Annotated in this window: 8 protein-coding genes; 7 read left to right on the top strand and 1 reads right to left on the bottom strand. The window is 51.2% G+C overall.

Annotation, left to right across the window (positions count from 1 at the left end):
* Window positions 1-35 precede the first annotated feature (35 nt).
* From F457_RS0105445 to F457_RS0105435, 3 genes are all read left to right on the top strand, one after another.
* Window positions 36-3,386 carry a glycosyltransferase family protein gene (locus tag F457_RS0105445; RefSeq protein ID WP_026294223.1) on the top strand — a complete coding sequence of 1,117 codons (3,351 nt, stop codon included), beginning with the start codon at window positions 36-38 and terminating at the stop codon, window positions 3,384-3,386.
* A gap of 7 nt (window positions 3,387-3,393) precedes the next feature.
* The gene (locus F457_RS0105440; protein WP_018980124.1) at window positions 3,394-6,375 is read left to right on the top strand and encodes a glycosyltransferase; all 2,982 of its coding nucleotides are present in this window, start codon (window positions 3,394-3,396) and stop codon (window positions 6,373-6,375) included.
* A gap of 64 nt (window positions 6,376-6,439) precedes the next feature.
* On the top strand, window positions 6,440-7,441 hold the full coding sequence (locus tag F457_RS0105435) for a CgeB family protein (protein WP_018980123.1): 1,002 nt from the start codon (window positions 6,440-6,442) through the stop codon (window positions 7,439-7,441).
* Between the two features lie 69 nt (window positions 7,442-7,510).
* Here F457_RS0105435 and F457_RS0105430 read toward each other — a convergent pair whose 3' ends face one another.
* The gene (locus F457_RS0105430; RefSeq protein WP_018980122.1) at window positions 7,511-10,222 is read right to left on the bottom strand and encodes a M16 family metallopeptidase; all 2,712 of its coding nucleotides are present in this window, start codon (window positions 10,220-10,222) and stop codon (window positions 7,511-7,513) included.
* Between the two features lie 124 nt (window positions 10,223-10,346).
* Here F457_RS0105430 and F457_RS12260 point away from each other — a divergent pair, with 124 nt between their 5' ends.
* From F457_RS12260 to F457_RS12250, 4 genes are all read left to right on the top strand, one after another.
* The gene (locus F457_RS12260) at window positions 10,347-10,868 is read left to right on the top strand and encodes a hypothetical protein (protein ID WP_018980121.1); all 522 of its coding nucleotides are present in this window, start codon (window positions 10,347-10,349) and stop codon (window positions 10,866-10,868) included.
* Between the two features lie 55 nt (window positions 10,869-10,923).
* Window positions 10,924-12,378, top strand: coding sequence for a glycosyltransferase family 2 protein (locus F457_RS0105420; protein WP_026294221.1), 1,455 nt, complete (start codon window positions 10,924-10,926; stop codon window positions 12,376-12,378).
* 11 nt (window positions 12,379-12,389) lie between these two features.
* Window positions 12,390-13,172: an MliC family protein gene (locus F457_RS12255; RefSeq protein WP_018980119.1), complete on the top strand. Its 783-nt coding sequence runs from the start codon at window positions 12,390-12,392 to the stop codon at window positions 13,170-13,172.
* 64 nt (window positions 13,173-13,236) lie between these two features.
* A complete protein-coding gene (locus tag F457_RS12250) occupies window positions 13,237-14,214 on the top strand; it encodes an ABC transporter substrate-binding protein (RefSeq protein ID WP_169584110.1) in 978 nt (325 codons plus the stop codon).
* The last annotated feature ends 11 nt before the right edge of the window (window positions 14,215-14,225 follow it).

Here is a 14,225-nt window from a genome sequence, read left to right as displayed (position 1 = left end):
GGACATAAGATGAGCCGTCGTGCTCGGGGGGAATGATGGCTATTATCTATAATACCAACTACACACATAACCCCAACTCATATCTTACCCTTGCTATTAGGCAGGCTGCGGAGCTCCTTTTCGGCAAGGACAATATTGTTGTTGCAGATAATATGAGTTTGGGGGAGCTTGCAGCGGCAGGGGAGCACGACACGCTGCTATGTATTGATGGGCAGCGTCTCAATACGGCGTTGATCCGGCGTGTGCGTCCAGCTTTTAAGACCATGATCTTATGGACGTTTGAAGATCCGTTTATGAAGGACTTTAACGTCGAAGCAGGGCCTCTATTTGATCATATCTTCACCAATGATCCATCCTGTGTTTCAGCATATCAAAACAAAGGGCATTATCTTCCTCTAGCGGCAAGTCGTTGGTTGCATGAGCGGCCTATTCAGCCGGCCGACTCTTTTGAGTATGATCTGTTTTTTGCCGGCACGATGTGGCCTAATCGCGTACAGACTTTGCGGCGTGTTATTGCCGCCTTCCCTGAGGCACGTCTGAAGCTGATTTGCCCGGGCAATGAATATCTTCCTCCCCTCCCAGATGATATTTCAGCCTTGGCGTTGCAGCGGCCAGTCAGTCATGAGGCTTTTGTCGATTTCGCCAATGTCAGTGCTGTGACGCTGACCATGTTTCGTGATTATGCAAGTCATGGCGATGTCAGTCAGGCGACAGCACCTGGGCCTCGCTTTTTTGAACTTGCTCTGGCAGGAACCGCTCAAGTTGTCGAAGCGGCTCCTGGAATGGATATGGAGCATTTCAAAAGCCTCGATGGTTTTAGCTTAGCTCATGATCCTGACGAGGTGGTTGAGGCTGTTTCACGGCTTCTCAATAATAAGGCTGCTCGTCGCCGTGCTGCGCAGACGTCTCAAAAAAGTGCATTAAAGCAGCATCTTTATGAGCATCGCCTTGAGCAGATGCGCGATATTACGAAAGCGAACTTCTCTCGTCGTAAAAACCAGACAATTCCTCTGGTAGAGCGGCGTCATCGCTTGCGTGTGCTGATGTGCACACACTCCACGATCCATGAGCAGGAATGGGGCGGCGTTGAAGTTTACCAGCGCGGTCTATGTTCGCTCTTAGGGCGCGATGTCGAATTTTTCTATTGGTTGAGACGCGGTAATTTTTGCCGCTTGCTGAGTGCTGCTGGGCAAGAGCTTGAGCGTTTTGATATTACAGAGCAGCCTTGGCAAGATGTCGTGTGTGATGCGGCTGAGGAGGGCATGTTCTCCAGCGTCATTAGCCAGTATAATATTGACATCGTGCATTTCCAGCATTTGGGCCATCATGCGCTTTCCTTGCCGTTAATCGCGAAAGCGAATGGTACGGGCGTTGTCTTCTCTGCCCATGATTTCTGGCTTATTTCATCGCGTTATAACCTCCTTAATCAGGATTTGCGCCATGTGGAGGGTGAGTTCACCTCTGTCTTGGCGATGGATGTTATGCTCAAGGTCGCAGAAGGCGTGGAATATGGTGGGGAGCAGACGCGTCGTGCCTTTATCGACCGTATGTTGCATCATATTGATGCGATTATGTTCGGGACGCCGTATTCGCGCGATTTGATGCATTCAGTTTATCCGATTTTGGATCAAAAACTGAGTGTCGTGAACGGAATCCCGAGCCCTGAAACGACGGTTCCGGTTACGCCAAAGGCTTATAAGCCTCTTGATGGGCGCCCATTGAGTGTGGCGATCGTTGGGAACTTTTTACGGACAAAGGGAGCAGACACTATTCTCGCTCTCATTGAGGCCGCGCGTCCGGGGCATTTTCACTTCCATATCTTTGGTTATATCCACCCTGAATATCAGGGGGTTTTTGACCAGATGAAGCGTTCTGATGTTACGGTGCATGGACGTTATGATATTGGTAATACCAGTGTATTGCAGCAGGCGGACGTCTCCTTAGCGCTGTCCATCTGGCCCGAAACCTACTGTATTTCGCTTTCAGAAGCATGGCAGCATGGGCTTGTGCCGATTGTGACCGATATTGGCGGTTTGGGTGACCGTGTGACCGATGGTGTCAATGGCTTTAAAGTGCCCGTGAGCCGTCCTGATATTGTCCTAGAACGGCTTGAATTGCTGCGGTCATCAGATTCTCTTCGTAAGAAGATGATGGAGGCCATTTCACCGAAGCTGTGGACGCATGAGAAAGAATACGGCAAAGGCCTGCTTGAGCTGTATCGTCGTATTGCACCACGTCGCAGTATGGGTGTGTCTGAGCTTCAGCTTGATGTGGGGCAACTTCATATTCTGCCGATTGCATCATGGCGGCACCAAGCGCCCCCACGGCATATTTTTGATCCTCCCATTTCGCGTGACCTGTCGATTGGTTTGCCTCCCCAGATTATTGACTGGTTCGCTATCCAGGGGGCTCAATGCTACGTGGATGACATCTGCCATTGTGTGCTTTCTGAGGGGTATGAGAAGCGCTTTAAGGCTGCGGATGAGTTCCATATCCGTGGTTGGACCTTCTTGCCGGATGTGAGTACGTCTGGGCAGATTTACGTCGTTCTTGTGAGTGACGATCCCGATGGTCCGCTCATCTTTATGCAGGCTCAACGCGAGATACGGTCAGATATTTCTAACTTGTTCGGTGCGAATGTGCCGCGTCGTTCGGGTTTTTCAGCGCAGGCTGCTTTGCGTGGTAAATGGTGTGAAGGGCGTTATCGTATTGGGCTTATTAACATCATTAATGGCCGCGCTGCCTTCCAGCTTCTTTCTCATGGTGTGGAGGTTAAGGGCAGTAAGATTGAGCAGGTTTATACCTCTCCGCCTTCTAATGACGTTATCTTGAGTGATTTCCGCCGCTTGTTAAAAAGCGACAATCTGCTGCGTGGTATTCGTTTGTCGCGTTTCCCAGCAGGGGCGTTCTATCCGTATGAGCGCGGACAGTTGACGCACTTTATTGATACGTTTGAGATCATGGGGGCCGAGGGAGCGTCTGATCATGACCAAGGAGCGCTCTTTATCCGCGGATGGAGCTTCCTAGAAGGACTCACGCGGTCAGGGCAGATTTTTGTGGCAATGGTGCATGAGAAGGACGATGAAATCGGCCTCTTTGCAACGGAACGTTTTGCCCGGAATGATGTTCAGGTTGTCCATCGTGATGCACCATTGTGCTCTGGCTTCCATGAAGTGCTCCGGCCTTGGCAGGGGCAGGTTGATAAAATGGACGGGACATGGCGCATTGCGTTGGTTAATATTGCCGGTGATCTGTACGGCGTGACAGTGACAGAGTTGCGGGCAACTTTGACGAAGGGACGCGTTGTCGAGGTAGACCGTAAAAAAACGTCTGATAAGCAGGAAGACCGTATGAGGTCGCTTATCTTGCAGCTGATGGAGCGTTAAGTCGGCTATGTCTATGTCATCTAGCTCGTCTGAAGACCCAAGAGGTGCTCGTCAGCCGCGCTGGTTGATCTTTGAGCGTGCGTGGTATGTGTTGCGCTACCCGGAAGTTACCTCTTGGATGGAAGAGAAGGGCTATGATGATCCTGAACTCTTCTATCGGGAGGTGGGGTGCCTGTATGGGCACTCCCCCAACCGGTATTTTGATGAAGTCTGGTATCGCGACACTCATAGCGATGTTCATCGTGCCCTTATCAACCAGACATGGCGGTCTGGTTTTGAGCATTATTGTGCAGAAGGGTATAAAACCTACGCGCCGCATTGGCTGTTTGACGAGCATTATTACCGGCGGCGCCATCCATCCTTAACAGAGTTTTCTTTGCAAAAAGACGGCCTGTGGAACGGGTATGATCATTACCTAGAAATTGGCGAAAGGCGCGGCTTCCAAGGGAGCCCCTTTGTGGACATACGCCTTTGCCGTGACATGGCGGCGCGGTACCCGGATTATTTCGGGGATGAAGGATTGCTGGCGTCTTGGCTTGTGTTACCGTCTATAATAGCTGATGCTGCGCCTATTTCATGGTATTTTGATCCGGTTTGGTATGGGCAGACTTACCCGGATGTGCAGCGAGGGATTGAGGAGGGACGTTATGCGAACGCCCTGCATCATTATTTTACGAATGACACGCCACGGCGTTACAATCCGCTGCCTTTCTTCTGCGAAGAATACTATCTTGAACATTCTCCCGATATTCTTCCCACGCTAGAAGCGGGAAAATTTCGTAACGGCTATGAGCATTTTGTCTACTATGGTGCTCATGAGGGGCGTGTTCCAGAAGAAGGGATTGAGTTAGCCGCGTATAGCCGTAATCTCCTTGTGCGTTCCCAATGTGACAATGGACTGTTTGACAGTGCATTTGCGCGTTTTGTGGCTGAACGTCAGGGCTATGCTGGCCCAACGGGAGAGAATGCGCCCGAAATTGAGGAGAGCCAGTCACGCGTTCTTTTTAAACGAGAAGCCGAGGCGTTGTTGGCGAGTACGGCGCGCTCTCCGCTTGATTTTAGCGTGCAGGGGATGCCGGAAGTCAGTGTGATTATGGTGGTGCATAATCAAATTGCTCTGACCATGCAGGCCCTTTTATCCTTACGGGCGAACTACCGTGGGTCGATCCAGCTGATCTTAGTCGATTCAGGCTCTTCTGATGAAACATCTCAGATTGATAAGCTTGTTCATGGGGCGGATATTATACGTTCTCGTGCCAATATCGGTTATTTGACGGGGTGTAATGTGGGGCTGGCCTATGTAAAAGCCCCCGCCATTTTATACCTGAATAATGATCTAAGATTGTATCCAGATGCTCTGCCACATGCGTTGGAACGTCTTTATAAGCATGAGGAAACGGGCGCTGTTGCCGCGAAACTTATACGCTCAAATCTTTATTTGCAGGAGGCGGGCTCTATTATTTGGCGCGATGGTGCGACTTATGGCTATCGCCGCCAAGATGATCCTAATTTGCCAGAAGCGAATTTTGTCCGAGAGGTTGATTACGGTTCGGCAGCCTTTTTGCTCGTGCGGACAGGGCTGGTACGGCGTTTAGGAGGGTATGATAAACGCTACCTTCCAGCTTATTTTGAAGATACAGATCTATGCGTCCGCTTAGGACAGATTGGCGCGCGGATAGTGTATGACCCCTCCGTTGTGGTTGAGCATCTCGAATTTGGAAGCTCAGGTCATGCCGGCTCTCATAACCTGATCCAGAAACATTGGCGTGTATTTGCCCAGACACATCAGGAGTTTTTGCGCCATCAGCAGCCGCCCCATGTGCGTAATGCGCTGCTTGGGCGTGAGCGTCGCCGTTCTGACCGTAAGCGCGTCTTGTTTATTGAAGATCGTATGCCTTTGCGGGGGTTAGGGTCGGGTTATGTGCGATCCAACGATATTATCTGCGCTATGGTAGCGTTGGGGTATCATGTTACCGTTTATCCGGTTCTTCCCGTTCAGGAGGAAAGCTTCCTTCTGTATCGGGAATTCCCAGAGACTGTTGAGCTGGCTTGCGAGCAGGATATGTCCACGCTGGGGCATTTTCTAGAAGAGCGTGCTGGCTATTATGATCTTCTCTGGATTGGCCGCACACATAATATGACGCGTTTATTGCCTATTTTGAGCGAAGCTAGCCGGTTTCTCTTCCGGTGTGGATCGGTGCTGGATACAGAGGTGGTGGCAGCGCCACGGACACTTTTGCAAGAAAAAATTGTTGACGGTAAAGAGCCTCGGGAAAGTCTTGATACGCTTTTAAAAGAAGAGCTTCAAAGCGCGCATTATTGCCAGCAGGTTGTTGCGGTTACTGAGCAAGATGCAGCACTTGTTCGGCGGGCTGGCTATCCCAATGTGTCCGTATTAGGCCATAGCATGAAGCCGCATCCAACGGTACGGTCTTTTGAAGAGCGTAAGGATATCCTCTTCTTAGGGGCGATGCACAGTGAAACATCACCGAATTATGACAGTATGATGTGGTTTGTCAGGGAGGTGATGCCCCATCTTGATGGCCTGGCTGATGATGTCGTGTTACGCATTGCGGGGTATGTGCCCCCTTGGGTGGATATGACACCTCTTGCGCGGCATCCGCGCGTGGATATTATAGGCGCGGTTGAGGATTTGGCACCGTTGTTTGATCGACATCGTGTTTTTGTCGCACCGACGCGTTTTGCTGGTGGTCTACCCTTTAAGCTCCATGAAGCGGCAGCTTATGGTCTTCCGATTGTGGCGACGTCCCTCTTGGGTGAACAGGTGGGGTGGGCTAATGGAGAGGCCTTGCTGACGGCTTCTTCAGAGGCTCCTGAGCATTTCGCGTCTGCGGTGAGAAGACTGTATGATGATCGGGATTTGTGGCATCATCTTAGAGAGGGTGCCTTAGCGTCGGTAAAGCGGGATGTTGATCCAGCTGCTTTTAAGAAACGCCTAGCGGATATCATGACAGCTTCTTTTGCTTGACCAAAAAGAGGCGGACGATTTAACCGGTTGACGGCACGGACTTGATGAGGCGGGAAGTAAGCATATGACAGCAGAGACAGGGCCTAAAGCCATGGGGCATGTTTTATTGTGCAGTGGTGGACGCTATGAAAGCCACGCGAATGCGCAGGTGCGCAAGACGATTAAAGATGGTCTTGAAGCCTGCTTTGGTGAGGGTAACGTCACCTCTGTTGATATTTCCTCAGCTGCTGCATCAATCCGTCTATTAAAGCCTGTGCTGGTTTTTGCGATGGGGTCTTATTTGCCTGAGAGCACGTACTATGGAGAAGTGTCCCGTGAGGCGAAGAAACATGGCGCGACGACAGCGTTTTGGGCAACGGAAGACCCCTATGAGCAGGATGCGAACTATCAAATCGCTTATGATTTCGATGTGATTTTCTCTTGCGATCGCTGGGGGCATCATTTTTATCAGCGTGATCGGGTGGTGCATCTACCGCTGGGCGCTTGTCCTAAATTGCATTATGTGCCGTTTAATGATCGTACTGAAAAAACGATTGATGTGCTTTTCTGCGGTGTGGCCTTTAGTTCGCGTAAAGAAGTTGCGCGTAATCTCATGCCTGTCCTGGAAAAGCTGAATACGCGCTTTATTGGCCCGGGATGGGGAGATATGGGGATTGGCTTTTCCGATGCCCGTATTGAAAAGAAGGAGCTGATTGAGCTCTATAGCCGGTCGAAGATTGTGCTGAACTTAGGCCGTTCTCTGCATTTTGAGAATAAACGCTTTATGATTGCGCCTTCAACGCCGGGCCCACGTACGTTTGAGGCGGCTCTTGCGGGGGCCTTCCAAGCATTTCATGAAGAGACGTATGAATTGCGCCGTTATTATGGGGCGGACGAGATCCCTGTGTTTTCAAATCGACGGGATTTTGAAACGTTGATTGATACATATCTTTATGATGATGAAAAGCGTTTGGCGATGGCACGGAAAGCTCAGGAGCGTACGCAGAAGGAACATCTCTATAAACATCGGCTTCAACGTGTAGTTGAGTATTTACAGAGTGAGAAATTATTGCCTCAACCGTCGTAATGGTTTGTGAGTTTTAAGCGTTGATGGAGCCTTCCCACAAAATGTGGGAAGGCTTTTTTGATGGGAGCGTTATTGTGGCTTTGGCCCAAGAATAATGCGTGCCATATCGGCAGGGCGTACCCAACGAGAGAAGGCTTCCTGCACGTGTTGTGGTGTCATTGTATAAATGGCACGCGCTGATTGGTCTGGTGTATCAAGAGGTAGGTCAAGGGAGATCAGCCCAAGCCATGTGCCAGCAAGACTGCTAAAGCTTGCTCGTCCCATCGGTTGGCCGCGTAGCAAGGTTGCTTTTGCGAGGTCGAGTGTTTCGGCTGAGACAGGGGTTGTGCGGAGGGATTGGACATCCTCAAGGGCGCGTTTCTGTGCTTTGCTGACTTTAGAAGGGTCTGCACCGAAGGTAATGGAGAAGCTTGTGCGCGTGCGGGAATAGCTAATGCCGCTACCAACACCGTAAACATAGCCGGTGCGTACGCGGAGGTCTTGCATAAGACGTGATGAAAAACCATCACCAAGAATTTCATTCCCAACAGCAAGCGCATGGCGGTCTGGATGTTGAACGGTCAGGGCCAAGGTTTCAGCCAGTGTGACTTTATCTTGTGAGCGGCCGGGGTCGGCAATCACAGCTTGAGAGGGCTTACTTTCAGGAAGGCTGGGGAGATCAAGCTGTGGTTTTGGTCCCGTCGCTTTCCACGAGCCAAAGGTTCGTTCAATTTCAGCACGTGCTTTTTCAGGCGTAATATCACCGATGACGACAATTGTCGTCAGGTCTGGACGGTAGGTCGTGCGATAATAAGCAAGGACATCATCCCGTGTGAGAGCGCGAATGCCCGCCGGTGACGCTTCACGCAAGGTGGGGTCTGTTGGGGGGACAAGCGCACGGCGTACGGCACGGCCGAAATGATAGCCCGGAGATTGTAAGGTTCCGAATTGGGCTTGTGCTTCTTGCTCGCGTGTAATGTCGAATGCTTTTTGCGGGAAGGCTGGGTCACGTTCATGGTCAGCTAACAATGTGAGCCCATCATGGAATTTGGAGCTTAATGCGCTGAGGCTGAAGGATGAACCGGCGTTCTCATCGGCTGACAGAGCGTCAAGCGCGCTTGCGAGAGCAAGTCGGTCGTGGCTGTGGCTTCCGTAAAGGAAGAGAGAATCGGTTAGTCCTGCAACTCCTTCCTTCCCATGAGGTTGCTCTAAAGCAGGATTTTGCCGAATGGTGCCAAAAAGCTCAACCGTATGACTGACATGCTCAGGCTGAACAAGCAGACGTAACCCATTGGGCAAGACCGTGCTGACAGGTTGAGGGGCATTGGGCGGAAGGGTTAACCGAGCCAAGGCTTTCTGGGCCCAGTCGGGCAAGGTGACCGCACGGCTAGGGGGAGAGGTCAGAGTTTCTGTTCCACCAAAGCCCTTATCAGCAATGGGTTTGCCGGAATCACTAGGGGTGAGTGTTGCGCTAACCGCATTTTTAGGGTTCAGCCATTGGCGAGCGAGGGCGTCAATGTCGCTTTTACGCACAGAACGGAACGCGGCGATCATATCTTCTGGGCTGTTAAGATGTTGTATTGCTACGGCTTGTGACCAGCTCTCTGCTAAGCCTGAAATACTGTTGGCGTTAAATTCCAGAGCCGCAATTTCGCGTTGTCGTGCTGCTTCAATCAGCTCTTCTGGAAGGCCATGTTGGCGGTAATCCTCTAAAATACGCGCCATTGCCGCTTTAAGGGCTGCGGGATTGCTGCCTTTAGGGAAGCCTGCATAGGCCGTGGCAATGCCTCCTTGTGCTTCTGGGGAGTACATGAAGCCTGTTTCAAGGGCTTGGCCTTGGGGCACGAGGGCAAAAAGCTGTCCACGTTCGCTTGCTAAGACATCGGAGAGTAACGTAGCGGCGGCATAACGTGGGTCACGCTGGCTCGGCATCCGCCATGCCATGGTTGTGAGGCCGATTGGTAAATCGGTGGGAAGTTGGAGGTCTTTGGCCGTGACCGATTGTGGTTTAATGGTGGGGCGTGCTGGAAGAGCGTGTGGAGGAATGCGACCAAAAGCCCGTTGCACATGGGCAAGGGTTTCTTGCGGGTCTACATCGCCTACAATGATGAGGACGGCATTATTAGGGGCATACCAGTCTTGGTAAAAATGGCGTAGCGTATGTGTGTTGGTCGCATCAAAAGAGGGGCGCGTTCCGAGAGCATCATATTCATACGGCGTATTTTTGTAGAGAATGCTTCGTACTTGGGACATATAGCGATAGATAGGGCTGGAAAGATCGCGTGAGACCTCCTGCTCGATAGCGCCCTTTTCATGGGCCCATTCTTTAGCATCGAGAGTGAGCCCTTCCATACGGCCTGCTTCAATACGGAGCAGGATATCAAGGTCAGATGCAGGAGCTGTGAAATAATATTGTGTGACATCAGAGGTGGTGTCAGCGTTATCTTCATTGCCGAGCCGTGCGCTGAGTGTTGAAAGTTGATCACGCGAGAGGGTGTGCGAGCCATTGAACATCATATGTTCAAGCGCATGGGCTGTACCGGGGAAGCCAGCGGGCGCATTAGCGGAGCCAACTTCATAATTCAGCATGGTTTGCACAACGGGTGCGAGACGGTTACGCACGATGACAACGCGTAGTCCATTGGGCAGCGTTGCGCGTAGGGGAGCTACTGTATCTGGAGAGCTAGAAGGCGCGGTGGGTGTTGAAGACGGGGTTTGCTGAGCCCAAGCGAGTGACGGAGAGGCGAGAATGGACGCACTAAGGAGCGTCCATCGTGACAGACGGGAAAGAGAGGGGAACATGCAACCTCCAGCAATGAGCGCGTCAGTGGTGGGTCAAAGAAAAACGTACAACTGAGTAAAAAGCTTGACGCCGTCTTTGTCTATGGCTGAAACCCCATGAAATGAGTGGAAAGGATAAATAAGAGTGAGTGTGCAAGAGACGATTCGTCGTGCTGATAGTGCTTTGCTTGATGGTATTTTCCAACCGATAGCAGACCGCCTGCCCGCAGGATGGTCGTCTTGGTCGGTGGGAATGAGCTTTCAACTTGGTTCTCTGATTTTTCAGGGAGCGTCTATTGTTGTGCCTTTTCTTTTTTATCGTGTGAGCGTCAATCTTGTTGTGCAGTCTGTTTTGGGCTTTCTGTGCAGTCTTGTCTTATTCCTCGGTTTTCAGCGTTATCGCACTCTTGTTCGCCCGGATATGATGAACCCTTTGCGCCCTATGATGCGGAGTTTGCGCGTTATAGGGATTGGGTTTGTGCTCTATAGTGGTTGGTGCTTAGTGAGTGAACCATCAGGTGATGAGCTCTGGAATGATCTGGACTTTGTATCCTTAGTGATTTTTGTCATTGGGCTTTATTTTATGGCCTGCCAGCCGCGTCCGCCGAAAACACAAAATGCGTCTTCTTGGAAAGGGGCGTTTCAGAGACGTGCGGCTGCTCGGTAAACATGTTAGGTCTGAGGACTGATGAGGGCATAACTGGTCGTTATGGGAGTGAAGCGTGGCCATAAAGCTTGGTATTGGGGTCATCACCTACAATCGGAAGGATACTGTGCGGCAATGTGTGGAAGCACTGCGCACCTTTACCCAACATCCTTTTGAGTTGGTCGTTGCTGATGATGGCTCCCATGATGGTACGCCATCTTTGCTGGAGCGTCTGCACGTCCCTTACATAACCGGTGATAATCGCGGGATCGCTTGGAACCGTAACCGGGCGATCTGGTGGCTTAAAGAAGAAAAGCAGTGCGATGTTATCTTAGTGTTTGAAGATGATTGTCGCCCATGCGTGTTCGGGTGGGAAAAACAGTGGATTGAGGCTGTTGAGGCCTATGGCCATATCAATCATATGCCTGAAATTACGCTTGAGATTGATAACGACGTTTCTTCAGGTGCTGGTACCGCGGCTGATCCTTACATTGCGCCGATGCATCAAGCGTATTGTGTCGGTTATCATGCACGCGCGCTTGATTTTGTCGGCTATCTTGAGGTTCGCTTCGAGAAATATGGTGAAGAACATGTGGAGCATACACATCGCTTTCTAAGAGCGGGGTATGGTGGTTTGCCACAATTTAGAACGCCGGAACGGGGCCAAGTGTTCTTTTTGCGTGGCGGGCTGGAGACATTGCCGTCTGAATCGCATGGAACACCGGAATGTGTGCACCGCAATGTTGAGCTGCATCGGCAGATTCAACATGAGCTGCTTTATCGGGCCCCATGGCGCTCTGATGAGCAGATGTTTCTATTTCGCGAAGAAATGGAAGCTGCTTTGAATCGTCCAACACCTGCAACACAGCCGAGTGATAACGGTTTTGATGCGGTTGTTTCGTTGGGTGGAAGTGAGAAAATCTCCCAGTATTTAGAGCAGGTTTTTGGTGAAACGGGGTCGCGGCTTTTTGACGGCTTTATGGCGCCTTTTCACAGTTTGATTGCTTTATTTGAGACGGATTTTCGCGATCTTTTCTCGACCAATTGTCTCTATGGCTATCACGATGCGTTGCGCTGTCGCGATAGTCTGATTGTCTATCATAATTGCTTGGATATTCCCCCCGGTGAGCGGGCGAGTGTCGAGCTGTTCCATAGTCAGCTGGGGCGCCTTAAGCAGGAATATCAGAGTTATCTGGCACAGCTTGACCAGCTTTGCGATGGGACACAGCGTGTGCTCTTTGTGCGCGATTGGCAGGAGACGCTTCATTATGAAGGGAGCCATCGCCCTTCTCATACGCGTGTGCCTGATTTTAAACGATTGGTTGACGCCATTGCTGCGCGTTATCCCAATCTTGAGTTTCGCGTGCTCTTTACCAATTACGGGGCGGCGAGTGCTGCGGATGCGCGGATGATTTTTGCCAATAGCCATGCTCCCGATCAGTGTGATGAAGCGCGTAAAGCTCAGGCTTGGGCCGATATGATCTCTCAGCTGGGTGTGTACCGCCATAGTGATGGAAGCTGGGATAAGTGAAAAGGGGACGTATGAAAGCACCATTTTTGATGGGTTGTGCACCTATGGGGCTTGCTCTTCTGGTGGGAAGTGCTGGATGCGCTTATGCTGCCCAACAGTCCTCTGCCCAACAGTCCTCTGCCCAACAGTCCTCTGCCCAACAGTCCTCTGCCCATCAGGAGAAGAGCTCGCCTAATGGGGTGATGATGGTGCCGCTTCATCATGGTGAAGCCTCGAACCGTCAGGATGTGATCTATCATTGCACAGATAACGATAAGAAAGATGAGCATGGAGGGAAAGACTTGCTTAAATCTCTCCCTGAAGGCGGGCATTTTATGGTGTCGTATCTTAATGCGGATATGACAGCGCTGGCTGTGCTCCCCGTGGACGGAAATATGCTGGCCATGGCGAATGTCATATCGGGGTCTGGGGCTAAATATGTGGCCGATCGCTATTCATGGGCGACACAAGGGGATGAAGCGACATTCTCTCGGGTTGATCGTGATGATATGTCGGTTTCATGTCGTGTTGTGAGTGAGTCTGTAGACCATTCCAAGACAGAGCCAGCAGGGGGCTCATCGCGTGATGTGCAGCCTAAAGCTGCTACTCCCGTTCAACAGCATGCTGGAGGAACGTCTTCATCCGCACCAGTGAAGGCCTCTGCGTCATCTCATCAAGATAATGGGGCATCGACGTCGACATCACAGGCGTCCGTTGTGCCGTCCTCGTCATCTTCTCACGATGGTGGAGCGTTGCCTACACAGCCTTCTTCTTCGCAGGACACCTCGAAAAGCACTCAACGATCCCAACATTAGGGGTGGTTAGGCGTTGATGCACAGGACGTCGTTTGTGGGTAGGGAAATGCTGACGCGGCGTGCCATGTTTTATAAGAGCGCGGCTTTCTGTACCGTATTCCAAGGTATAGATTCTGCTTTCTCTGCGGAGAAGGAGCAGCAACAGCAACCGTCACCGCGTTTTATTGCAGATGCATGGTATGCGCACACGGCTTTTCTTGTGTTGCTTGGAGCGCAAGATCGCCTTGTAGCCACGGCAGCGCGGCCGGAAACGACACCGTGGATGTTTCATTTTTTCCCCCAATTTCGCAAGCTTGCACGGCTGCAACCGCGCGCACTTAATGCTGAAGCTTTGTTGTCGCTCAAGACGGATCTCTTATTTCTTCCTGAAACAGAGATAGGGCAGAGTAATGTTTTTCGTCAGCAAGGCTTACGTGCTGTAACGCTCGGATTTTCAGACATGGAAGGGGTGCTGCATTGCGTGAGAGAAACGGCATCTCTGATCAGTACACCGCTCGCTTTCCGGCGTGCGCGTGCTTATGAGCGGGCGTTACGTCATGCATTAACGCAGTGTGTTCCATCACCGCATGGGCCGCGTCTTTTACATATGGCATCGTTAAAGCCGCTTAAAGTTGATGGGCGACAAACGATTATTGACCAATGGATACGAGCAGCTGGAGGGCAAAACGCGGCTTCTCTTTCGGGAAATCATCGTGAGGTCACAGCTGAACAGATTGTGATGTGGAACCCTGACCTGATTATTATTCCAGCGTCGGCTCCAGAGCACGATTTTTTCCAATCTCACCCTATTTTATCGCGTTTACGCGCGGTGCAGAATCATCGTGTTTATCGTAATCCCGCTGGGTTGTTTCTGTGGGACCGTTACGGCCCGGAATTGTTGCTTCAACTGGACTGGGCTAAACAGATTGTCACGGCAGGCCATAGTGATGAAGGCGCGATGATGGATCGGATCGTGGCTTTTTATCGCGACTTCTATGGCCTGCACGTGAGCAACTGGGAGGCAGGGAGGATGTTGGCCGCCCTGCCTCCTTCTCCTTTTTAAAAAGGAGAAGC

This window comes from Saccharibacter floricola DSM 15669 (genome assembly GCF_000378165.1).
GTDB lineage: Bacteria > Pseudomonadota > Alphaproteobacteria > Acetobacterales > Acetobacteraceae > Saccharibacter > Saccharibacter floricola.
The sequence above is the reverse complement of the archived record's forward strand: the minus strand, read 5'-3'. Positions and strand labels throughout refer to the sequence as shown.

What these genes read in the sequence shown, in the direction of transcription:
- F457_RS0105445 (WP_026294223.1), top strand. Translation starts at nt 36, where the DNA reads ATGGCTATTATCTATAATACCAACTACACACATAACCCCAACTCATAT.
- F457_RS0105440 (WP_018980124.1), top strand. Translation starts at nt 3,394, where the DNA reads ATGTCTATGTCATCTAGCTCGTCTGAAGACCCAAGAGGTGCTCGTCAG.
- F457_RS0105435 (WP_018980123.1), top strand. Translation starts at nt 6,440, where the DNA reads ATGACAGCAGAGACAGGGCCTAAAGCCATGGGGCATGTTTTATTGTGC.
- F457_RS0105430 (WP_018980122.1), bottom strand. Translation starts at nt 10,222, where the DNA reads ATGTTCCCCTCTCTTTCCCGTCTGTCACGATGGACGCTCCTTAGTGCG.
- F457_RS12255 (WP_018980119.1), top strand. Translation starts at nt 12,390, where the DNA reads ATGAAAGCACCATTTTTGATGGGTTGTGCACCTATGGGGCTTGCTCTT.
- F457_RS12250 (WP_169584110.1), top strand. Translation starts at nt 13,237, where the DNA reads ATGTTTTATAAGAGCGCGGCTTTCTGTACCGTATTCCAAGGTATAGAT.